The sequence below is a fragment of the Alkalibacillus sp. S2W genome (assembly GCF_046764385.1).
In the GTDB taxonomy this organism is placed as follows: domain Bacteria; phylum Bacillota; class Bacilli; order Bacillales; family Alkalibacillaceae; genus Alkalibacillus; species Alkalibacillus almallahensis.
Genome location: NZ_CP177234.1, coordinates 2,754,530 through 2,775,340 on the forward strand (window position 1 = coordinate 2,754,530; position 20,811 = coordinate 2,775,340).

The 20,811-nt window shown below is 38.5% G+C and carries 22 protein-coding genes; 1 reads left to right on the forward strand and 21 read right to left on the reverse strand.

Features of this window, described 5'->3' with window-relative positions; translation table 11 throughout:
• Positions 1 to 32 precede the first annotated feature (32 nt).
• The 10 genes from dnaB to ACKXGF_RS14265 all read right to left on the reverse strand — a co-directional run bounded on the left by dnaB (position 33) and on the right by ACKXGF_RS14265 (position 8,770).
• A complete protein-coding gene (dnaB, locus tag ACKXGF_RS14220) occupies positions 33 to 1,385 on the reverse strand; it encodes a replicative DNA helicase (RefSeq protein WP_411955604.1) in 1,353 nt (450 codons plus the stop codon).
• Between the two features lie 44 nt (positions 1,386 to 1,429).
• Positions 1,430 to 1,876: a 50S ribosomal protein L9 gene (gene rplI, locus ACKXGF_RS14225; protein ID WP_167261498.1), complete on the reverse strand. Its 447-nt coding sequence runs from the start codon at positions 1,874 to 1,876 to the stop codon at positions 1,430 to 1,432.
• Positions 1,873 to 3,846, reverse strand: coding sequence for a DHH family phosphoesterase (locus ACKXGF_RS14230; protein ID WP_411954344.1), 1,974 nt, complete (start codon positions 3,844 to 3,846; stop codon positions 1,873 to 1,875). The genes rplI and ACKXGF_RS14230 overlap by 4 nt, the downstream gene beginning before the upstream one ends.
• A 32-nt stretch (positions 3,847 to 3,878) precedes the next feature.
• Positions 3,879 to 4,817: a YybS family protein gene (locus ACKXGF_RS14235; protein WP_411954345.1), complete on the reverse strand. Its 939-nt coding sequence runs from the start codon at positions 4,815 to 4,817 to the stop codon at positions 3,879 to 3,881.
• 225 nt (positions 4,818 to 5,042) lie between these two features.
• Positions 5,043 to 5,270: a 30S ribosomal protein S18 gene (gene rpsR / locus ACKXGF_RS14240; protein ID WP_167261504.1), complete on the reverse strand. Its 228-nt coding sequence runs from the start codon at positions 5,268 to 5,270 to the stop codon at positions 5,043 to 5,045.
• 28 nt (positions 5,271 to 5,298) lie between these two features.
• On the reverse strand, positions 5,299 to 5,790 hold the full coding sequence (gene ssb / locus ACKXGF_RS14245; RefSeq protein WP_411954346.1) for a single-stranded DNA-binding protein: 492 nt from the start codon (positions 5,788 to 5,790) through the stop codon (positions 5,299 to 5,301).
• Between the two features lie 12 nt (positions 5,791 to 5,802).
• On the reverse strand, positions 5,803 to 6,090 hold the full coding sequence (rpsF, locus tag ACKXGF_RS14250; RefSeq protein ID WP_411954347.1) for a 30S ribosomal protein S6: 288 nt from the start codon (positions 6,088 to 6,090) through the stop codon (positions 5,803 to 5,805).
• 126 nt (positions 6,091 to 6,216) lie between these two features.
• On the reverse strand, positions 6,217 to 7,317 hold the full coding sequence (gene ychF / locus ACKXGF_RS14255) for a redox-regulated ATPase YchF (RefSeq protein ID WP_411954348.1): 1,101 nt from the start codon (positions 7,315 to 7,317) through the stop codon (positions 6,217 to 6,219).
• A gap of 189 nt (positions 7,318 to 7,506) precedes the next feature.
• Positions 7,507 to 7,707 (reverse strand): DUF951 domain-containing protein, encoded by a 201-nt coding sequence (locus ACKXGF_RS14260; RefSeq protein WP_306974025.1) that lies wholly within the window; start codon positions 7,705 to 7,707, stop codon positions 7,507 to 7,509.
• A gap of 37 nt (positions 7,708 to 7,744) precedes the next feature.
• Complete coding sequence (locus ACKXGF_RS14265) at positions 7,745 to 8,770, reverse strand: hypothetical protein (protein ID WP_411954349.1); 1,026 nt, start codon at positions 8,768 to 8,770, stop codon at positions 7,745 to 7,747.
• Positions 8,771 to 8,852: 82 nt separating this feature from the next.
• Between ACKXGF_RS14265 and yyaC the strand changes: the two genes are divergently transcribed.
• On the forward strand, positions 8,853 to 9,446 hold the full coding sequence (gene yyaC / locus ACKXGF_RS14270; RefSeq protein ID WP_411954350.1) for a spore protease YyaC: 594 nt from the start codon (positions 8,853 to 8,855) through the stop codon (positions 9,444 to 9,446).
• A gap of 17 nt (positions 9,447 to 9,463) precedes the next feature.
• Here yyaC and ACKXGF_RS14275 read toward each other — a convergent pair whose 3' ends face one another.
• The 11 genes from ACKXGF_RS14275 to rpmH form a co-directional block, all read right to left on the reverse strand.
• Positions 9,464 to 10,183: a DUF554 domain-containing protein gene (locus tag ACKXGF_RS14275; RefSeq protein ID WP_411954351.1), complete on the reverse strand. Its 720-nt coding sequence runs from the start codon at positions 10,181 to 10,183 to the stop codon at positions 9,464 to 9,466.
• A gap of 122 nt (positions 10,184 to 10,305) precedes the next feature.
• The gene (locus tag ACKXGF_RS14280) at positions 10,306 to 11,139 is read right to left on the reverse strand and encodes a ParB/RepB/Spo0J family partition protein (RefSeq protein WP_411954352.1); all 834 of its coding nucleotides are present in this window, start codon (positions 11,137 to 11,139) and stop codon (positions 10,306 to 10,308) included.
• The gene (locus ACKXGF_RS14285; RefSeq protein ID WP_167263039.1) at positions 11,120 to 11,893 is read right to left on the reverse strand and encodes a ParA family protein; all 774 of its coding nucleotides are present in this window, start codon (positions 11,891 to 11,893) and stop codon (positions 11,120 to 11,122) included. Before ACKXGF_RS14285 ends, ACKXGF_RS14280 begins: the two co-directional genes overlap by 20 nt.
• Positions 11,894 to 12,083: 190 nt before the next feature.
• Positions 12,084 to 12,941, reverse strand: a complete 858-nt coding sequence (noc, locus tag ACKXGF_RS14290) for a nucleoid occlusion protein (protein ID WP_411954353.1) — start codon at positions 12,939 to 12,941, stop codon at positions 12,084 to 12,086.
• Between the two features lie 214 nt (positions 12,942 to 13,155).
• Positions 13,156 to 13,878, reverse strand: coding sequence for a 16S rRNA (guanine(527)-N(7))-methyltransferase RsmG (gene rsmG, locus ACKXGF_RS14295; protein ID WP_411954354.1), 723 nt, complete (start codon positions 13,876 to 13,878; stop codon positions 13,156 to 13,158).
• A gap of 9 nt (positions 13,879 to 13,887) precedes the next feature.
• Positions 13,888 to 15,777 (reverse strand): tRNA uridine-5-carboxymethylaminomethyl(34) synthesis enzyme MnmG, encoded by a 1,890-nt coding sequence (gene mnmG, locus ACKXGF_RS14300; protein WP_411954355.1) that lies wholly within the window; start codon positions 15,775 to 15,777, stop codon positions 13,888 to 13,890.
• Between the two features lie 18 nt (positions 15,778 to 15,795).
• A complete protein-coding gene (gene mnmE / locus ACKXGF_RS14305; protein WP_411954356.1) occupies positions 15,796 to 17,172 on the reverse strand; it encodes a tRNA uridine-5-carboxymethylaminomethyl(34) synthesis GTPase MnmE in 1,377 nt (458 codons plus the stop codon).
• 540 nt (positions 17,173 to 17,712) lie between these two features.
• Positions 17,713 to 18,345, reverse strand: coding sequence for an RNA-binding cell elongation regulator Jag/EloR (jag, locus tag ACKXGF_RS14310; RefSeq protein ID WP_411954357.1), 633 nt, complete (start codon positions 18,343 to 18,345; stop codon positions 17,713 to 17,715).
• The gene (gene spoIIIJ / locus ACKXGF_RS14315) at positions 18,342 to 19,121 is read right to left on the reverse strand and encodes a YidC family membrane integrase SpoIIIJ (RefSeq protein ID WP_167263027.1); all 780 of its coding nucleotides are present in this window, start codon (positions 19,119 to 19,121) and stop codon (positions 18,342 to 18,344) included. Before spoIIIJ ends, jag begins: the two co-directional genes overlap by 4 nt.
• Before the next feature lie 91 nt (positions 19,122 to 19,212).
• Positions 19,213 to 19,554 (reverse strand): ribonuclease P protein component, encoded by a 342-nt coding sequence (gene rnpA / locus ACKXGF_RS14320; RefSeq protein WP_411954358.1) that lies wholly within the window; start codon positions 19,552 to 19,554, stop codon positions 19,213 to 19,215.
• A gap of 120 nt (positions 19,555 to 19,674) precedes the next feature.
• On the reverse strand, positions 19,675 to 19,809 hold the full coding sequence (rpmH, locus tag ACKXGF_RS14325; protein ID WP_167263023.1) for a 50S ribosomal protein L34: 135 nt from the start codon (positions 19,807 to 19,809) through the stop codon (positions 19,675 to 19,677).
• Between the last annotated feature and the right edge of the window lie 1,002 nt (positions 19,810 to 20,811).

A 20,811-nucleotide genomic window follows, 5' to 3' on the forward strand; every position in this document is an offset into this window, starting at 1 on the left:
AAAAAATAACCTACACTTCTTAATGGTGTAGGTTATGCTGGTGGAATATCTGCGTCACTGTAACGCCTGTCTAAGTCAACGAACTTGTTGTACTCTTTCACAAAGGCAAGTTCGACTGTGCCAACAGGACCATTACGTTGCTTAGCAATGATAATCTCAATAATATTTTCTTTTTCGCTTTCTTCTTCATAATAATCATCACGGTATAAGAACCCGACGATATCCGCGTCCTGCTCAATACTTCCTGATTCACGTAAATCAGACATGATCGGTCGCTTATCTTGGCGTTGTTCAACACCACGCGATAGCTGAGACAATGCGATTACAGGAACGCCTAGTTCTAGGGCTAATGCTTTAAGTGAACGTGAGATTTCAGATACTTCTTGTTGACGACTCTCACTACCTCCGGGTGACCCTTGAATTAACTGTAAGTAGTCAATCATGATCATCCCTAGGCCTTGATCTTGTTTCAGACGACGACATTTTGAGCGTATCTCATTAATCTTAATACCTGGCGTATCATCAATGTAAATCCCAGCGTTTGATAAACTACCCATGGCCATCGTTAATTTACCCCAGTCTTCATCTTCAAGCTTACCTGTACGGAGACGTTGGGCGTCGATATTACCTTCTGCACATAGCATACGGCTAACCAGTTGTTCACCGCCCATCTCCAAACTAAATAAGGCGACATTTTCTTGAGAATTGATTGCTACGTTCTGAGCAATATTTAACGCAAAGGCCGTCTTACCTACAGATGGTCTGGCAGCAATAATCACGAGGTCATTTTTCTGAAAGCCAGATGTGATATTATCTAAATCATTAAAGCCTGTCGCAACACCTGTCACGTCTTCATCATTGTAATGTAATTGTTCAATATTATCATAAACATTGACTAAGACATCTTTAATATTACGGAATTTACCCGAAGATTGAGCTTGCGAAATATCTAAAATTGATCGTTCCGCATAATCAAGCAATTCAGTGACGGCTTCATTTTCTTCAAAAGTCTTCGTCACTATTCCTGTAGCAGATGAAATAATGTGTCGTAAAGTTGATTTTTCCTTTACGATCCGAGCGTAATATTCAATATTAGCTGCTGTTGGAACTGAGTTGGCAATGTCTGTTAAGTATGAGACACCACCTATATCATTCAACATATCGGCATTTGATAATTCGGTTGTCACGGTTACTAAATCAATCGGCTCGCCCCTGTCCATTAACTGAACCATCATTTCAAACACGCGCTTGTGACTCACTCGATAAAAATCTTCAGGTAAGATAATTTCACTCGCAGTCACAACAGCATTGGGTTCTAGAAATATGGCCCCTAAAACAGCTTGTTCTGCTTCTATATTATGGGGCGGGGTGCGATCGTTTGTCATATCTTCAGCCACATTCGTTCCTCCTCTTCACCGGAGTGCTTCCCTTACTTCTCTGCGACGTGCACCCTTAATGTTCCTGTTACATCTGGATGTAATTTGACTGGAACATTTGTGTAACCTAGTGTGCGAATAGGCTCATCCAGTTCAATCTTACGTTTATCAATTTTGATATTATAGTTTTGCTTTAATTCATCAGCAATGTGTTTACTCGTTACAGACCCAAATAAACGTCCGCTATCGCCAGATTTCGCGGATAATTCAACGGTTAAGTCTGCAAGTGTATCTTTTAGATGTTTAGCCTCATCTAGCTCTTCTTGTTCTTTTTCTTCTTGTTTCTTCTTCTGGCCTTCTAGCTGTTTAAGATTTCCTTTAGTCGCTTCAACTGCTAGATTGTGTTTCAATAAATAGTTACGTGCATAACCTTCGTTTACGTCTTTTACTTCACCTTTTTTGCCTTTACCTTTAACGTCACTTGTGAAAATTACCTTCATGACGAATTCCCTCCTTGCATATAGTCATCGATGATATCTCGTAATTGTTCTTCAACCTGTTCGATTGTCGTGTCTTCTAATTGGGTTGCCGCATTCGTTAAGTGACCACCACCGTTCATTTTCTCCATTAAGACCTGAACGTTAATATCACCTAATGAACGGGCACTGACACCAATTTGATTGTCACTTCGTTCGGAAATGACAAAGGATGCTTGTACCCCATCCATCGTCAGTAATGTATCAGCTGCTTGTGCAATAATAATTGGCCCATAACTTTCGCCTTCATTACCTTTAGCAATCGCAACACCTTCTTTAAAGACCGTCGCATTCTTAATCAGTTCACTTCGTTTCACATAAACGTCTAGATCTTCTTTAAGCAGTTTTTGGACGAAAACGGTATCTGCCCCTTTCGACCTTAAATATGACGCTGCATCAAACGTTCTCGATCCTGTACGTAAAGTAAACGACTTCGTATCGACAATAATACCAGCTAATAGAGCGGATGATTCAAGTGTACTTAACTTCACCCGTCCATCTTGGTATTGTAACAACTCAGTTACGAGCTCTGCAGTTGATGAGGCATAAGGTTCCATATAAACGAGCGTTGGATCATTAATGAACTCTTCGGCACGTCTATGGTGATCAATCACCACAACATGTTCTGTTCGATTTAATAATTTTTCTTCCATCACCATCGACGGTTTATGCGTATCAACAACGACAATAAGTGTATTCTTCGTCACCATATCTAATGCTTCATCTGGTGAGACGAATTGTTCAGCTAATGAGTCATCTTCATCTATTTCATCGATTAACTTTTGAACACCTGTATTCATGCCATCTCGATCAAATACAACATAGCCTTCTTTATTATTTTGTTGAGCCAGTTTTAAAATACCGACCGATGAACCGATCGAGTCCATATCTGGCATTTTATGACCCATAATTAATACTTGCTCACTTTCATTAACCAATTCCCGTAAAGCGTGAGAAATAACTCGAGCACGGACGCGTGTACGTTTCTCCATTGGGTTAGTTTTACCACCAAAGAATTTCACTTTCCCGTGCTCATCTTTAATCGCAACTTGGTCACCGCCACGACCTAAGGCCAGGTCTAAGCTTGACTGTGCCATGTCACCCAATTCTCGTAATTCTGCTGTCCCTCTTCCTATGCCAATACTTAAGGTTAACGGAACATTCTGGTCAGAAATCAACTCACGAACATCATCTAATATCTCGAACTTACTTGACTCTAGTTTCTCTAGAATTTCACGGTTCATCACAGCAAGAAAACGTTCCTGTGACGTTCGCTTCAAGTAAAATCCATATTCTTTTGACCAACGATTTAAAATGGATGTTACTCGTGAATTCATTCGGCTTTTCGACGTATCATCCATTGCTTGCGTTAATTCTTCGTAGTTGTCTAAATAAATAATCGATATAACCGTTTCTTCATTTTGATAACGTGTTTCTAATTCAGCGTACATCGTTCGATCGAAGAAATAAACGAGTTTTTCTTCTCGTTTAATGACAGCACGATAAATCTTGCCATCAATTTCTATACGTAGTTCATCATCTTCATCTTTAATCGCTTTGATCAGGTCATCAGATAAATCTGATAAGCTCTCTCCGATTAAAGTATCGTCCGCTTCCATAAAATCATTCATGTACGGATTGGCCCACTCAATTTGGTACTCATCATTATATAAAACGATTCCAAAAGGCATTTCCAATAATGCCTCTTCACCAACCTTTTTCACTCGGTAGGATAGCGTTGAAATATATTGCTCAATTTTACGTTTCAAACGATCTTCCATTCTTAATCCTGAAACGATAATCAAGGCAAAAATACCTGTTAATACGATCCCAATGATCCAGTGATAATAAATTACAATACCGAGTAGGACAACCGTCAACGCATGTAATAGCCAAATGGTTCTATTTGTGATTAACTTTTTGACATCATTCATAACACGTCATCTCCTAAGATGAAGTTCATCACTTATTTGTTCCCTTCAAGTCTTTTCCGTAAGTGCAACCCTAAATCAATGATGCCAATCATTCGTAGCGGAAATACGAGCAAATACGGAAACAGTACAAAGACAATCACAGCAATAATCGGAATTGATTTATTCCAATTTTTATAATGTGTATAGTAAAAGATAAATGACAATCCTTGCAATACTAATAATAATCCTGGCAAGGCGTAAAGATTAGTGGCTGCTAAGTACATCGTATCAGCTGGGTCGGTATAAATCCATGACATAATAATACCTAACAAGAAAACCCATATAATACTTGTTGGCAATGAAAAATTCCTGAATGGTGGAAACTTGTATTTCCCATTTTCTTTACGATTCATCCATTTATAACTTAACCACTGTGAAACGAAGGCCAAGAAAAGGCCGACCAACACCATCAATGTTGGTAATAAATAAATTAAATCTTGATACCCTTCTCTAACGATCTCTAAATCTTCGGATGAGACATTAACTCCAATTTCTTCAACCGATGAAACTGTTGTATCAATTGATTCTTCCATCGCCGTTTCAAACTGTCCTATCCAATCCATATTAAAGATCAGTTGGGTTGATGCATAGACAACGGCCAATGTCACAACAAAAGCAATCGTTCCCTTTGCTAACACTTCGTAAGGTTGCTGGTCTTGATAAATGGCAACACCAATCATTAAACCACCTAGGCCCATAATAAGGGCGAACGGTATCGTAAACCATGTTAGCAAAATACCTATAGCCAATACTAACAGCCACAGAATTAAAGCTGGTTTAAAGCCGTACTTCGATGCAAAAATAATCATCGGAATCGGTAATAAGAGTATGGTTAGAAAACTAATCATGGGCACAAAAAATGTGACCATTAATAACGCTAAGAAGGTTAAACCATATGTGGCGGCATGTTGAATGATTTGTTTGTCAGTCATAGCTGGCACCTCAATTATTTTGTTCATTACAATTTGTTAGTCGCATATAACTATTTTACCAATGATTGATTCAAAATGTAAAAACAAACCACTATGATAAAGTTATATCTATCATATATGAAATAACCCTTAATGAACAGACATAATGTGACGTTCTAATTATGTAGTTGAAGAATAAATAAAATGGTGTTGTAAATGCGATGATTTACAACACCATTTGGTAAATTATTCGTTAACGTATGGCAATAATGCCATTTGTCTAGCGCGCTTAATAGCGACTGTTAATTTACGTTGATACTTGGCAGACGTTCCAGTTACACGGCGAGGTAAGATTTTACCACGCTCTGAAATGAAACGTTTTAGAAGATCAACATCTTTATAATCAATGTGTGTAATGCCGTTAGCTTTGAAATAACAAACCTTACGACGTTTGCGTCCACGACGTGCTGCCATTTGAGACTACCTCCTTTAAGTGATCATTTTAGAATGGTAAGTCATCGTCTGATAAATCGACTGGTTCACCACTATCTTCAAATGGATTCTGCTCTTTAGATTGTGATTGTTGTTGTTGCGGTTGATAACCGCCCTGATTTGATTGTTGCGCTTGGTTTGATGTGTTTCCAGGTTGTCCACCTTGTTTACCCTGGTTGCTGTTTCTTGACTCAAGGAATTGAACACTTTCTGCTACAACTTCTGTCATGAAGATTCGTTTACCTTCTTGATTGTCAAAGCTGCGCGTTTGAATACGTCCATCAACCCCAACCATACTACCTTTACCCATGTAGCTAGCTAGGTTTTCCGCTTGTTTGCGCCAAATAACACAATTAATGAAATCCGCTTCTCGTTCACCTTGTTGGTTGGAGAAAGGGCGGTTTACAGCTATTGTGAAATTAGCAACAGCAACTCCATTCGCTGTATAACGTAGTTCAGGGTCTTTTGTTAACCTACCTACTAATACTGTACGATTTAACACACCAAACACTCCTTATTGTTCGTCGCGAACTGCCATGTGACGAATAATGTCATCAGTGAACTTCGCTTGACGATCGAATTCTTCGATAGCTGTCGAGTCGCCTGTGAAATGAACAACCACGTAATAACCATCACGATAGTCTTTAATTTCATAAGCTAAACGACGCATACCCATTTCATCTACATTTTCGGTCTCCGCACCATTATCAGTTAGGACTTTGTTGAAACGCTCGACAACAGCTTGGCGAGCTTCTTCCTCCATGTCTGGGCGGATGATGTACATGATTTCGTATTTATTCATCCGTCTTCACCTCCTCTTGGACTTAGCGGCCCTTAAAATAGGGCAAGGAGTAATTTTTCTTGTCAATTACTCACATCATAAGATTATAACAAAAACCTAATGCAATGACAACCATTGATTAAGTCTTTATACGTTAAATCGGAAATGAATGACATCGCCGTCTTTCACAATGTATTCTTTTCCTTCCAAGCGAACATTACCTTGTTCTTTAGCCTTAGCCATAGAACCAGCTGCCATCAAATCATCGTACGAAACGGTTTCCGCACGGATAAAACCACGTTCAAAGTCAGAGTGAATCACACCAGCTGCTTGTGGGGCCGTCATCCCTTTCTTGAACGTCCAAGCACGAACTTCTTGCTCACCCGCCGTGAAGAACGTTGCAAGGCCTAACATATCGTAAGACGCTTTAATTAATTGATCTAATCCTGCTTCTTCGATCCCTAATTCATCTAAGAATTCAGCTTTTTCTTCGCCTTCTAATTCAGCGATTTCTGATTCAACTTTAGCACAAACCACGATTACGCCAGCTCCTTCATTCGCTGCGTACTCTTTCACCTGTTGTACCTTTTCATTCTCATCAGCTTCGAGTAGTTCATCTTCACCAACATTGGCTACATATAAAATAGGCTTAATCGTTAATAAATGAAGGGATTTTACATACTTCATTTGCTCTTTAGTGAATTCGATCGCACGAGCTGGTTGCTCTGCCTCAAAAGCATCCTTTAACTTCTCAAGCACTTCAAATTCATATTGTGCATCTTTATCCTTTTGTTTCATGAGCTTTTCGACTTTCGGATAACGTTTCATCACAGTTTCTAAGTCTGCTAAGATCAGTTCCAAGTTAATCGTCTCTATGTCACTGATTGGATCAACACGACCTGAAACGTGTGTGATGTCATCATCCGCAAAGCAACGTACAACGTGAGTAATCGCATCTACTTGGCGAATATGCGATAAAAACTGGTTTCCAAGCCCCTCACCTTTACTTGCACCTTCAACAATGCCGGCGATATCTGTAAATTCAAAAGCGGTTGGGATTGTTTTTTGAGGTTGTACGAGTTCTGATAAATTAAACAAACGTTGATCTGGCACTTCTACGATTCCAACGTTTGGGTCAATCGTCGCAAACGGATAATTCGCTGATACTGCTCCAGCTTGTGTAATTGCATTAAATAATGTTGATTTTCCAACGTTCGGTAAACCAACAATCCCTGCTGTTAATGACATGTTTTATTGCACTCCTTCAATTTCCCGGTCCCAATTTCAAGATTAGTCATACCAATTATAGTGATTTATATAGAAAAAAACAACCGCTACAAAAATCAAAAAAACAAAGGCGTTCACACCTTTGTTTTTCGTAAAGTAAAGGTTAATTTTATTTTCTCAATAATTGATCGATTGTTTCACGTGAAACATTTATGATTTTTCTTCATTTTTAATCACTTTTTTTACATTCTTATTGAATTTTTTCCGAGGGATCATGACACTATGGCCGCACCCTTGGCATTTAATGCGGATATCCATGCCCATGCGAATGATTTGCCATTCATTAGAGCCACATGGATGCTCTTTTTTCATTTCTACATAATCATGTAACTCATACTCTGGTTGATTCATCATCCTACCTCCCGTTCATCCTTACATTTATAGTTTATCAAATTTTGTGCCGCTTCGCTCGTTTAATAATAGGAAATAATAACAACGTTGCTAAGACATAAAGGTTTATAACACCGTAAAGGGGGTATAGATAACTAATTAAATTCGAAAACCCGACAAAAGTAAAAGGTAAAGCCAGTCCAATTATTAAGACGCCTAGTTTGCCTTTGCTATAATTAATCTGTGATTGAATTCGAGCGATTAATCCAAATAAACTAGTGAGTGCCGTGGTGTAAATTGCAAATACCAATAACCCTGTCATCCCAAAAAATATTTCAATTCGATAACCATAAAGAATCGCAAATAATGGTATGTCGTAAAAATATAATTGGTCAGCCACTTGAATTAAACTAATATTGTATAAATAAGATAACACACCTAAAATTAGGCCACTTCCGATACTTGCAATATATATTTCTAAATAACTTGTAATCTTTTTTCCTATTGCCCCTAACACTGCAATTAATGGTATCACATTCAATGATGTAAATGGAATAGAAGCCATCCAATTACCCTGATCAGTTAGGTCATGATATAGTAATGGCACATCCTCTCGCCAAATAAATAGCATAAGTACCACACCTAAAGCAACAATCATTACAGGTAGTAACAGTCGATTGATTGATAGAATGCCATCCATTCCTCTAGGTATAATGACTAGCAAGCCGACGACCATACAGATCACACCAACAATCGTTGGCCAATCAAATACCGCAACTGTCGCGCCACTTCCTGATATCATAATAAATATCGTTGTAAATAAGTATAATAAAACGCTCCAGTCATAAAACTTTGCCCATCGTTCACCCACCAACCGTTTTAATAGCGGCATATAATCTTCACTATTAAGCTCATAACTCAAAGTAAGTATGGCATGACAACTCAACGTAAACAAAATTGCAAATAACACAATAGCTAAACTACTTTCATGCCCAAAAAATTCCCAAATCTCTCGCCCCGATGCATAACCTGCCCCAATCATAGTTGCAACAATTAAACCAATCCATTGAATACCTTTAACCATACACGTCCTCCGCCTCATATTACGTATAAAAACAACAGCTTATCCATATACTATTTATACATATGCTGAAGGAGTGACGCCTATGCGAGAGTCAAAAGACGATTATCTATTTTCTATGCACTACCAAGATCCGCATATTACTTGGAAATTAACGAATCATATTCAACAAGCGATTCCTCACCCTAATTGTGAGATTATTATTTTATGCATTGGAACGGATCGATCAACGGGGGATAGTTTTGGACCCTTAACTGGTAGCTTTATTCACCAACGGCAGCACGATCAATTTACTATCTATGGTACACTTGATCACCCTGTTCATGCTAAGAATCTAGAGGAAACTTTAAATACAATTTATGCAACTTTCGAAAAGCCCTTTATTATTGCCATAGATGCTGCTTTAGGCTCCATTGAGTCTCAACACTCGATCATCGTCGAGCATGGTTCCATGTTGCCTGGAGCGGCAACTGAACAAGCAATTCCTGCAGTAGGCGATTTATCTATTAAAGGCATCGTAAATGTGGGCGGCTTTATGCCATTACAAGTACTTCAAAGCACCCGCTTATCTATTGTTATGGCATTAGCAAAAACAGCAGCTCAAGCCTTATCATTACTAAACTATCGTTTAAGACATATTAGAGATACACAAACAAAACCCGTCCAATCAAGTTCATGATTAAGACGGGTTTTCTATTAAAATAGTATTTCAATTTGCGTATAGGCATACAAAACAAAACCAACTGTAATAAGACTAGGTAATAAATTAGCTACACGGATATTAGTCACTTTAATTAAATTCAAACCAATTGCCACAATCAACAGCCCTCCTGTTGATGTCATATCCTCAATGAACAAATCAAGAAATGATTCAGATACAAAACGGTCGATTTGCGTTGCGAATAATGCTATACCACCCTCATAGAGCAACACTGGAATGGCTGCAAAGATGACACCTATACCTAAAGTGGTCGTTAATACGAGTGCCACAAAGCCATCAATCAAAGACTTGGTGAATAACACCTCATGGTCCCCTCTCAAACCACTATCAAGCGCGCCCACCACAGCTAAGGCTCCAATAACAAATATAAGGGATGCTGTCACAAACCCTTCTGCGATTTTAGATTCTGATTGAGTGTTACTTTTAAATTTTGCTTCAATAAAGCCACCTAAACGATTCAATTTCTCATCAATATCAAATAATTCACCAATAATAGCGCCCGTTAAGAGGCTGAGCAAGATCACTACAATTCGATCTGATGTCATACTCATTGATAAGCCAATTAATATAACGGTTAGACCAATCCCACTCATGACTGTCTCTTTAAAACGCTCTGGAATACGACTAAAAAACAAACCTATTAATGTACCAACCACGATGCCAAACCCATTCACAATAGGCCCAAGCAATTCCATATGTATCACCACACTTCAAATCAATCACCAATGTTTCACGTGAAACATTGGTCTTATTTTCTGTACTTGACCAATTAAAATTTGAAAAAAGAGCCTACCCTTAATAAAGGATAGACTATATGTTAAGCATTCGTTAATAACTCAATAATACGATCTAGATCATCTCGATCAAAATATTCAATTTCGATTTTCCCTTTTCGCTTTCCTTGTTGAATGTTCACACCTGTACCAAGCCGTTCTTGCAGCTCAGATTCCTTGGAGGAAATAAAAACATCTTTTTTCTCTTTTGTTTTCTTTTTAGGTTTATTATTTAAATTTGTAATTAATTCCTCAGTTTGTCGGACATTTAAACCTTCTTTACGAATTTTTTCTGTCACTAACATCAACTGTTCTTCGTCCTTAATTGATAAGAGTGCACGCGCGTGCCCCATTGATAGTTCTTTACTATTAACTAGGGCTCTCACCCGTTCTGGCAAGGATAATAAACGAACCATATTTGCAATATGTGGTCGACTTTTACCAAGACGCTTCGCTAAATCATCTTGTCTAATTTTTAACTCATTGATTAAACGATCAAACGCTTCTGCTTCTTCTATCGGGCTTAAGTCTTCACGCTGTAGATTTTCAAGTAATGCCATCTCCATCATTTGTTCATCTGTCAGTTCACGAACAACTGCTGGAATCGTTGTTAAGCCGGCTTCTTTAGACGCACGGAAACGTCTTTCACCAACCACAATTTCATATCCCTTAATCGCTTGACGGACAATGATAGGTTGCAGAACGCCGTGTTCTAAAATTGAATCTTTTAATTCTTCAATAGCCTCTGTATCAAAAACTTTCCGGGGCTGATATGGGTTCGCCCGACATTGACTCATATCGACTTCTTGAACCGACTCAGCATGGTAATCGACATCTTGAAAAATAGAATTAAGTCCTTTACCCAACCCTTTGGCCATTGGCAATCACTTCCTTCGCTAAGTCACTATAAACTTCTGCACCTTTTGATTTTGAATCATACTGAATAATAGGTTCACCATGACTTGGTGCCTCACCCAAACGAACATTTCTTGGTACAACTGAATCAAACACTTTGTCTTGAAAGTATTTCTTCACCTCTTCAATGACTTGTATGCCTAAATTTGTACGTGCATCAAGCATCGTTAGCAACACACCTTCGATTTGCAAATGTTGATTCAATCTTCTTTGAACTAAACGAACTGTGTTAAGTAATTGGCTTAAACCTTCTAATGCGTAATATTCGCATTGGACCGGAATAATTACACTATCTGAAGCCGTTAAAGCATTTAAAGTTAATAATCCAAGTGATGGTGGGCAATCAATGATCACAAAATCATAATCATGACGTATTGATTCTAATGCCTTGCGTAACCGTAATTCTCTTGAAATTGTCGGTACTAGTTCAATTTCAGATCCTGCTAATTGTATCGTTGCAGGAATTGCATCTAAATTAGGTACTTTCGATGCTACACAGACAGAATGTGCATCCTCTTCTTCTATCAAAATATCATAAATACATGAATCTAAATCACCTTTATTGATCCCGACACCACTTGTTGCATTACCCTGTGGGTCAATATCAACTAGTAATACTTTATAATTCAAGTTTGCTAAGCAAGCACTTAAATTCACTGCTGATGTTGTCTTTCCAACGCCACCTTTTTGGTTAGCCATGGAGATTACTTTGCCCATAATGTCACCTGCCTAAAATTAAACATCGATATTAGTATTCTATCATGAAAAGCTCGTTTCGAGTATAAATACCTTTAGTCTTTTCTTATAAAAGATAGTCTTATATTCAATCCTTCACTAAATTCAACCTTGTATGAAGTGAAAAAAGTCCCATCTTTACATTAAAGATGGGAAAAACAAACGTTGTTCTTTATTTCTTTGGTAATTTAATCGTAATTTGGTAATAATCTTCGTCATCTTCTTCTTTGGTCTCTACATCCATGCCAGTATCTTGCACCATACTAAGCGACTGACGAATCGTATTAAGCGCAATTCTTATGTCCTTGTTAACGCCTTGAACTTTCGGTTTTGACTTTTTCTTTTCGTCAGCCTTTTCTTCTGGATTGAGAATCGATTCAACTCGATCCTCCGCTTGTTTAACGCTTAATTGTTCTTCAATAATCTGGGACAAAACTTGTTCCTGCAACGTTTCGTCTTGAAGTTGAATCAGCGCTCTGGCATGTCGCTCAGAAATTTGTTTATTTAGTAAAGCTTGTTGAACCACACTAGGTAATTTTAACAGGCGCATCTTATTCGCAATCGTTGACTGACTTTTACCTAATCGCTGCGCTAATGCTTCCTGTGTTAGTCCATGGGAATGAAGTAATTGATCATAAGCAATTGCTTCCTCTATGACGGTCAATTCCTCACGCTGTAAATTTTCAATTAGAGCAACTGATGCTGTTTCAGTATCAGTCATATTCTTAATAATAGCAGGTATTGTTTTCCAATCTAAGGTTGATACAGCACGCCACCTGCGTTCACCAGCGATCAATTCATATGATTCACCGTCCTGTAATTGACGAACGACAATCGGCTGAATCATTCCGTGGGTATGAATTGTTTGGGCCAATTCAGCAATTTTATCTTCATCAAAAATCGTTCTTGGTTGATATTGGTTTGGCTCAATACGTTCAATCTCTAAATCAACCACTTCATTCGTCTGAATTTCATTTTGCGAATCGTCTTTCGTTTCCCCTTTGCCAAACAATCTACTTAGCGAACTCATCCTGTTGGCACCTACCTTCTACAACTCTCTTAAGCTATGTAAAAAATGAAATGTTTCACGTGAAACATTTCATTTCTATTACTACTCAACAACTTATTTAAAACCGCTTCAATCTTTGCACTCTATTATTATAATACCATAGAATGAATCGAAATATAAAGAAAAACTTCTAAATAATCAATCGCCACTATCCGTCAAAAATTGCATAAATTATTTAAGATTCGATCGGGTCTTTGTTTGGTGTGCCAGGTTTTCTAGGATATTTATTAGGTGTTTTTCGTTTCTTGTTGACCAGGACAATATGACGATCGCTTTGTTCAATTGGTAGTTGAAATTCAGAAGTTTCAACTAATTCACCACCTAAAGCTTTAATCGCCATACCACCTTGCTCAAGCTCTTCACTTATATCGGCACCTTTCATCATCATGAATGTTCCACCTGTTCGAACGAGTGGTAAACATAATTCACTTAAAACTGATGTTCTCGCAACAGCACGTGCTAGAACAAGGTCAAATGATTCACGAAATTTGGTGTTTTTACCAAATAATTCAGCGCGATCATGATAAAATGCAACATCATATAGGTTTAATTGATCAGCTAAATGATTTAAAAAAGTAATTCGCTTTTTTAGCGAATCGACAATCGTGATTTGTAAATGTGGAAAGACAATTTTGAGTGGAATCGATGGAAAACCAGCTCCTGCCCCTACATCACAGATTGATAATGGTTCTGAAGCAAAATCGGTATAAAAAGCAGCTGAAATGGAATCGAAAAAATGTTTTAAATAGACATCTTCTCGATTAGTGATGCCAGTCAGGTTCATCTTTTCATTCCATTCAACTAACACGTCATAATACGTTCGAAATTGCTGTAATTGTGTTTCAGTTAACGAAATACCTTGCGCTTGCAAGGCTTCTTGGAATTGATTTTCGTCCATAAGCACCCTCTATTCATTCGCTGCTACTTTAGCATGCTTACCTTGCTCAAGATAAACGAGTAAAATGGAAACATCTGCTGGGTTAACACCTGATACGCGTGAAGCTTGCCCTACTGATAATGGGCGCACGCGTTTCAAACGTTCTCGCGCTTCAGTTGCTAAATTATCGACATCATCATAATCAAGATTTTCTGGAATCTTCTTATTCTCCATTTTACGCATTTTATCGACTTGTTGGTTAGACTTCTTAATATAACCTTCATATTTAACTTGGATTTCCACTTGTTCTTCTACATCAGTTGGTAATTCATGATCACGTGGTGCCAATTGCACGATCGTTTCATAAGTCATTTCAGGTCGACGTAGAAGATCAACAGCTAAGACACCATCTTTGAGTGGTGAACCGCCTTTATCTTGGATCGTTTGTTGCACATCATCTGTTGGTTTCAAACGAATCTCTGATAAGCGTTTGATTTCCGCTTCAATTAGTTCTTTCTTGTGATTAAATCGTTCATGACGTTCGTCTGGAATTAATTCCATGTCATAACCGATATCTGTTAAGCGTAAATCAGCATTATCGTGACGTAACAACAGACGATATTCAGCACGTGATGTTAATAGACGATAAGGTTCATCCGTCCCTTTAGTGACGAGATCATCAATCATAACCCCAATATAGGCCTGTGAACGATCTAAAATAAGTGTTTCTTTATCAAGTGCTTTAGCCGCTGCGTTCACACCAGCCATTAAGCCTTGACCTGCTGCTTCTTCATAACCACTTGTACCGTTAATTTGACCAGCTGTAAATAGACCATCGACTTTCTTCGTTTCAAGTGTTGGCCATAACTGTGTCGGTACAACAGCATCATATTCAATCGCATAACCTGCACGCATAATTTCGGCGTTTTCTAAGCCTGGTACTGTTTCAAGCATTTCTTTTTGAACATACTCAGGTAATGATGTCGATAAGCCTTGCACATACACTTCATCTGTATGGCGTCCTTCAGGTTCTAAGAAAACTTGGTGACGTGGCTTATCATTAAAACGAACGATTTTATCTTCGATTGATGGACAATATCTTGGTCCAGTTCCGCGTTCAGCACCTGAATACATCGCAGATTTTGCTAAATTATCATCGATGATTTGGTGAGTCACTTCACCTGTATACGTGAGCCAGCACGGGATTTGATCTAAGATATACTCCGTTGTTTCATAAGAAAACGCACGTGGTACTTCGTCTCCTGGCTGGATTTCTGTTTTAGAATAATCAATACTATGAGAATTCACACGCATTGGCGTTCCTGTTTTGAAACGTACAATATCAAAGCCTAGATCATCTAATTGTTCAGATAGTGTAATGGTTGGTCGTTGATTGTTAGGACCACTTTCATACTCAATGTCACCAATCAACACTTTACCGCGCATAAACGTACCTGTCGTCACAATCACTTGGTCGGCATAATAACAAGCTTTCGTTTCGGTTTTAACGCCTTTAACAGCTCCATCTTCAACGAGTAATTCTTCAACCATTCCTTGTCTTAAGGTTAAGTTTTCTTGATTTTCAAGTACGTGTTTCATTTCTTGTTGATATAATACTTTATCAGCTTGAGCTCGCAATGCGCGAACAGCTGGGCCTTTACTTGTATTGAGTAAACGCATTTGAATATGGGTTTTATCAATTGTTTTACCCATTTGTCCACCTAGCGCGTCAATTTCACGAACGACAACGCCTTTAGCTGGACCACCGACCGATGGGTTACATGGCATAAAGGCAATCAAATCAAGATTTAGTGTGAGCATTAACGTTTTTGCTCCGCGTTTTGCTGCAGCTAAACCTGCTTCGACGCCTGCATGACCCGCACCGATGACAATAACGTCATAACGTCCTGCTTCATACATGACGATAACCTCCTTTAATTATTTTCCTAAACAGAACTGGGAGAATAACTGATCAATGAGTGATTCACTCACGTCTTCACCGATGATTTCACCGAGTAATTCCCACGTCCTTGTAATATCTATTTGAACGAGATCTAATGGCATTCCCATTTCCATTGACTCTAAGGCATCATCCAACGCTTCGTTCGCTTGTTCTAATAGTTGGATATGACGCACATTCGAGACATAAGTCAGATCACCTTGGTCAACTTCACCATCAAAGAACGTGTCAGCAATCGCTTGTTCTAATTCGTCGATGCCTTGCTCTTCAATCAGTGATGTTGTAATCACAGGTGAACCCTGGGCTACTTCTCTTACTTCATCCATATTAATTTGTTGGTCTAAATCCGTTTTATTCACAATCGCAATTGCATCAAGATCCTTAGCAGCTTCGAACAAAGCTCGATCCTCTTCGGTTAATGGTTCATTGCCATTTAAGACAAGTAAAATTAAGTCCGCATCTTGTAGTGCCTGGCGAGACCGTTCTACCCCGATTTTTTCAACAATATCCTCTGTTTCACGGATCCCTGCTGTATCAATCAAGCGTAACGGAACTCCACGCACATTGACGTATTCTTCAATGACATCACGCGTTGTCCCAGGTACCTCAGTCACAATCGCTTTATCATCATGAGCTAATATATTCATTAAGGAAGATTTTCCGACGTTCGGCTTACCAATAATGGCTGTTCCGATTCCTTCACGCAAAATTTTCCCTTGCTTCGCGGTCCGTAATAGCGTGTGAACTTCACTTTTAACATTTTGTGCCCGTTCTTTTAATAACTCATTCGTCATTTCCTCAACGTCATCATATTCTGGATAATCGATATTCACTTCAACATGCGCAACTGTTTCGATTAGTTGTTGGCGCAAGTCACGAATTAATTGTGATAATCGACCATCCATTTGTTTCAAAGCGAGCGACATCGCGCGGTCTGTTTTAGAGCGAATTAAGTCCATGACCGCTTCAGCCTGTGACAAATCAATTCGACCATTTAAAAAGGCGCGCTTCGTAAATTCACCCGGTTCAGCTAAGCGAGCACCGTAACGTAGTACAAGTTGTAAGACTCGGTTAACCGAAACCATGCCGCCGTGACAGTTGATCTCAACAATATCTTCACGGGTGAAGGTTTTAGGTGCTTTCATCACGGAAGCCATCACTTCTTCAACTTTTTCATCGGTTTTCGGGTCGACTAATGTACCATATTGAATGGTATGACTATCTACTTGTGTTAAATCTTTATTTGAAAAAACATGATTCGCGATGGCTAACGCTTCATCACCACTTAAACGAACAATCGCAATTGCCCCTTCACCAAGCGGTGTCGAAATCGCTGCTATCGTATCTTGTTCCATAACCTTCACCCCTTTCGCATCAATTTCCTAACTTAAAACAATAACACAAAACACGTCAAAAGAAAAGAATTATACTGGTTGGTAACATTAGTTAAAATGGTCATATCAGCGTTTAATAATCTGCCCACTTATTCATCTATAAGTTTAGCTAAATTCCGTTGTTGATATTGTGATCCGCTCCCGGTGGACGCTTTCCGCGGGGCACGGCTCGAGCCAGGCAACTACATCGAATAAGCTTCTTTGGAACTTGCACCGAGGAAGCCTACTTCGAAGCGTTACTCGAAGACGCAGGTGCATTCCTCGGCCAAAGTACGTGGCCTGCGGGGTCTCGAGACACGTGCTGTTCCTGTGACGGCCCGGACGGCCTAATGTCGACGTTGGTCACAGGACGTGACCGCTTTTAGTCGACCAGGAGTCGCCACCTTCGCTTCTCACAATTCAACAACTCTGTGCAATTTTAATTAAACTTAAACTACTTCTCTATGCACCAAATCCCAAAAAAATAGCTAACCTCTTAGACAGAGGCTAGCTACTTTGGTTTTAGTCGTCTAATTCACGTGGACGAATGACAACTCTTCGATTAGGATCTTGTCCGTCTGAGTAAGTTGAAACATCGCTGTGGTCATGAAGAGCCGTATGAATGATTTTGCGTTCATATGATGGCATTGGTTCGATGAATACGTCTTCTTGCGTACGCGTCGCTTTTTTGGCGAGATTATGCGCTAATTGTTCTAATGTTTCCTTACGACGTTCACGATAACCTTCTGCATCAACAACGACCGTATAATGAATACCTCGATGTTGATTAACGACTAAACTTGTTAAATACTGCAAAGCATTTAGTGTTTGACCGCGCTTGCCAATGAGTTTTCCGATTTCATCGCCTGTTAACTCATATTTAATCTCATCATCATCCTGGTGAACGTTAATATCGACATTTGATGTCCCCATTTGTTCCACCATTTGTTGTAAATACGTTTTGCCATCACTGACTAAGTCTTCTCGTTCTTGTACTTTAACGTAAGCACGTTTCGTACCAAATACGCCGAATAAACCTTTCTTACCTTCGTCAATCACTTCAACGGTCACTTGATCTTCATTCAAATCCAATTGATCAAGTGCATTTAGTTTTGCCTCTTCAACTGTTAGACCACTCGCCGTTATTTCTCTCACTTTTTCGATCCTCCATTATTTTTTTCGAATTCACGCATCATTGGTTTACGAATTAATAATGTTTGAGCAATCATAAAGAAGTTACCTACAACCCAGTACAGTGCTAATGCTGATGGGAAGAAGAATGCGAATACACCAATCATGACAGGTAAAACATACAGCATGACTTTCATCTGCGGATTATCACCAGCTGATGAGCCTGACATCATAATCTTCTGCTGTGCAAATGTTGTTGCGGATGTAATAATCGCTAATATCGGGCTCGGATCACCTAATTGGAACCACAAGAAGCCATAATTACTAATTGCTTCTGTTCTGGAGATCGCATGATAGAATGCGATTAAAATCGGCATCTGTGCAAAGATCGGTAAACAACCTGCTAATGGGTTTACACCATGACGTTGAAATAACGACATCGTTTCTTGCTGTAATTTTTGCTGTGTTTCAGCGTCTTTAGATGAATACTTTTCACGGATTTCCTGTAATTCAGGTTGTATCATCTGCATCGCTTGTGTTGATTTCAATTGCTTAATGTTCAATGGTAAGATTAATGTTCTTAATAAAATCGTTACAATCACAATCGCTAAACCGAAGCCATGATTGAAAATATCTTCAGCAATATATGTGATGAGAAACGATAAAGGATAAACAAAGAAACTATTCCAAATTCCTTCGCTTTCTGATGTGATCGGTTCATCAATATTAAAACAACCCGATAGTAAGGTTGTCATGGCAATTAATACACCGATGAGTAATAATCTTTTACTCACTTTCATGTTCCTCCTATCTTTCTAAACAAAGAAAAGCTATTTTACTAAACGTATTTTAGCATTATTCCATAAGTGATACTACAATTTATTAGACTTTTTAGTGACGAATTTTTTTCGTTTTCTTCAATAAATGTTGTAAACTACTTTTAATATCATGATAGCCCATCTCTCGTGTCGGCATTCTGGCAATAATAATATAATCGTATTCTAAATCAATATAAGGTCCTAATTCATGAAATGCCTCACGTAAATATCGTTTAATTTGGTTACGCATTACAGCATTGCCGATTTTCTTACCAACAGAAAAACCGACACGAAAATGAGATTGGCCTTCTTTTTTTAATGAATAAATGACGAGTTGACGATTCGCAAAAGAATCACCTTTTTTGAAAATCTCTTGAAACTCTTCATTCTTCTTCACCCGATAAGCTTTTTTCAACCATCATCATCCCAACTGTAATACAATCACTGCTCTATGTTTTAAATCGAGATTTTCGATTAACATGTCACAAAACTAAACTAAAACTAGAAAAAAGACCACTGATCAAGCTTCAGTGGTCTAGACAGATAGAACTTTTCTACCTTTGCGACGACGACGCGCTAGTGTCTTACGGCCATTTTTTGTAGCCATACGTGCGCGGAAGCCGTGCACTTTGTTGCGTTTACGTTTATTTGGTTGGTACGTACGTTTCATATTCTACACCTCCTAGGCGACAAACTTAAACGTTCAATAAGCAGTCCAAAATAGTATATAAAAAGTTTCCCTTGAATGTCAATAGACAAACCAAGTTACATTATAACGTAAGTGTCTGGATAACTCAAATAGAGATTCATTTAAAATATGCACATGTTAATAGTCCTCTAACACTTCAAAAAAACTATCCACAATTAAGCAAAAGTTTGTCCAACCCACCTAGGACTATAAAATCTGCTAAAGCAAGATTAAACAGTGTCACTGGCTTAGCCCTAGCTTTTTATAAAAGATTGAGTGACATATTACCTCTTTAAAAGGCTTGCTTGACTTTATTTATACACAGTTAAAGTCCGTTGTTAAATTGCGATCCGCTTTCGGTGGATGCTTGCCGCGGGCACGGCTCGAGCCTCCTCGGCCAAAAAGCGCGGCCTGTGGGGTCTCGAGACTCATGCTATTCCCGCAGGCGTCACCACCTTCGCTACTCACAATTCAACAACTCTGTGCTTCACTAATTAAAAATTAATATTAAGCTTTAACAAACCTAAATATAAAAACTTTTCTAAAGATCATATTTATTATTTCAATATCCACAACACCTAAAACCAAGCTCCTAACTTTTATCCACACCCCCTGTTTTTAAACTTATTTCTTTTTTTATTATATCCACATTTTTAAACAACAAAACCCACAACATTCACGGTTGTGGATAATATTTATAAAGAGGTTTGTTTTTAATGTGGATAAGTTGTTATAACCATTGCAACATCTGGTTTAGTTTGATATGATTATAGTGTTTTTCTAGTGGATAAATGAATAACCAAACATATGTTTTCCACAGACTGTGGACACGTTGTGAATAAATTTACACAGGCTGTTTTTATGGTTATACACAACAGTGTGGATGTTGTCGATAAATGTTATCATTTGGCATATAATCATTGTTTAACCATCCACAAACTTAATTGATCCATTAAAACATCTTAGAAAGGATGTGAAACTAGC

Coding starts and splice junctions, on each gene's coding strand:
- spoIIIJ (WP_167263027.1), bottom strand. CDS start 19,121: ATGAAAGTGAGTAAAAGATTATTACTCATCGGTGTATTAATTGCCATG.
- mnmG (WP_411954355.1), bottom strand. CDS start 15,777: ATGTATGAAGCAGGACGTTATGACGTTATTGTCATCGGTGCGGGTCAT.
- rpsR (WP_167261504.1), bottom strand. CDS start 5,270: ATGGCAGCACGTCGTGGACGCAAACGTCGTAAGGTTTGTTATTTCAAA.
- ACKXGF_RS14285 (WP_167263039.1), bottom strand. CDS start 11,893: ATGGGCAAAGTAATCTCCATGGCTAACCAAAAAGGTGGCGTTGGAAAG.
- ACKXGF_RS14280 (WP_411954352.1), bottom strand. CDS start 11,139: ATGGCCAAAGGGTTGGGTAAAGGACTTAATTCTATTTTTCAAGATGTC.
- ychF (WP_411954348.1), bottom strand. CDS start 7,317: ATGTCATTAACAGCAGGGATTGTTGGTTTACCGAACGTTGGAAAATCA.
- ACKXGF_RS14275 (WP_411954351.1), bottom strand. CDS start 10,183: ATGGAATTGCTTGGGCCTATTGTGAATGGGTTTGGCATCGTGGTTGGT.
- rsmG (WP_411954354.1), bottom strand. CDS start 13,878: ATGGACGAAAATCAATTCCAAGAAGCCTTGCAAGCGCAAGGTATTTCG.
- rpmH (WP_167263023.1), bottom strand. CDS start 19,809: ATGAAACGTACGTACCAACCAAATAAACGTAAACGCAACAAAGTGCAC.
- ACKXGF_RS14235 (WP_411954345.1), bottom strand. CDS start 4,817: ATGACTGACAAACAAATCATTCAACATGCCGCCACATATGGTTTAACC.
- yyaC (WP_411954350.1), top strand. CDS start 8,853: ATGCGAGAGTCAAAAGACGATTATCTATTTTCTATGCACTACCAAGAT.
- dnaB (WP_411955604.1), bottom strand. CDS start 1,385: ATGACAAACGATCGCACCCCGCCCCATAATATAGAAGCAGAACAAGCT.
- rplI (WP_167261498.1), bottom strand. CDS start 1,876: ATGAAGGTAATTTTCACAAGTGACGTTAAAGGTAAAGGCAAAAAAGGT.
- noc (WP_411954353.1), bottom strand. CDS start 12,941: ATGAGTTCGCTAAGTAGATTGTTTGGCAAAGGGGAAACGAAAGACGAT.
- rpsF (WP_411954347.1), bottom strand. CDS start 6,090: ATGAATAAATACGAAATCATGTACATCATCCGCCCAGACATGGAGGAA.
- ACKXGF_RS14230 (WP_411954344.1), bottom strand. CDS start 3,846: ATGAATGATGTCAAAAAGTTAATCACAAATAGAACCATTTGGCTATTA.
- mnmE (WP_411954356.1), bottom strand. CDS start 17,172: ATGGAACAAGATACGATAGCAGCGATTTCGACACCGCTTGGTGAAGGG.
- ACKXGF_RS14260 (WP_306974025.1), bottom strand. CDS start 7,707: ATGAATCAACCAGAGTATGAGTTACATGATTATGTAGAAATGAAAAAA.
- ACKXGF_RS14265 (WP_411954349.1), bottom strand. CDS start 8,770: ATGGTTAAAGGTATTCAATGGATTGGTTTAATTGTTGCAACTATGATT.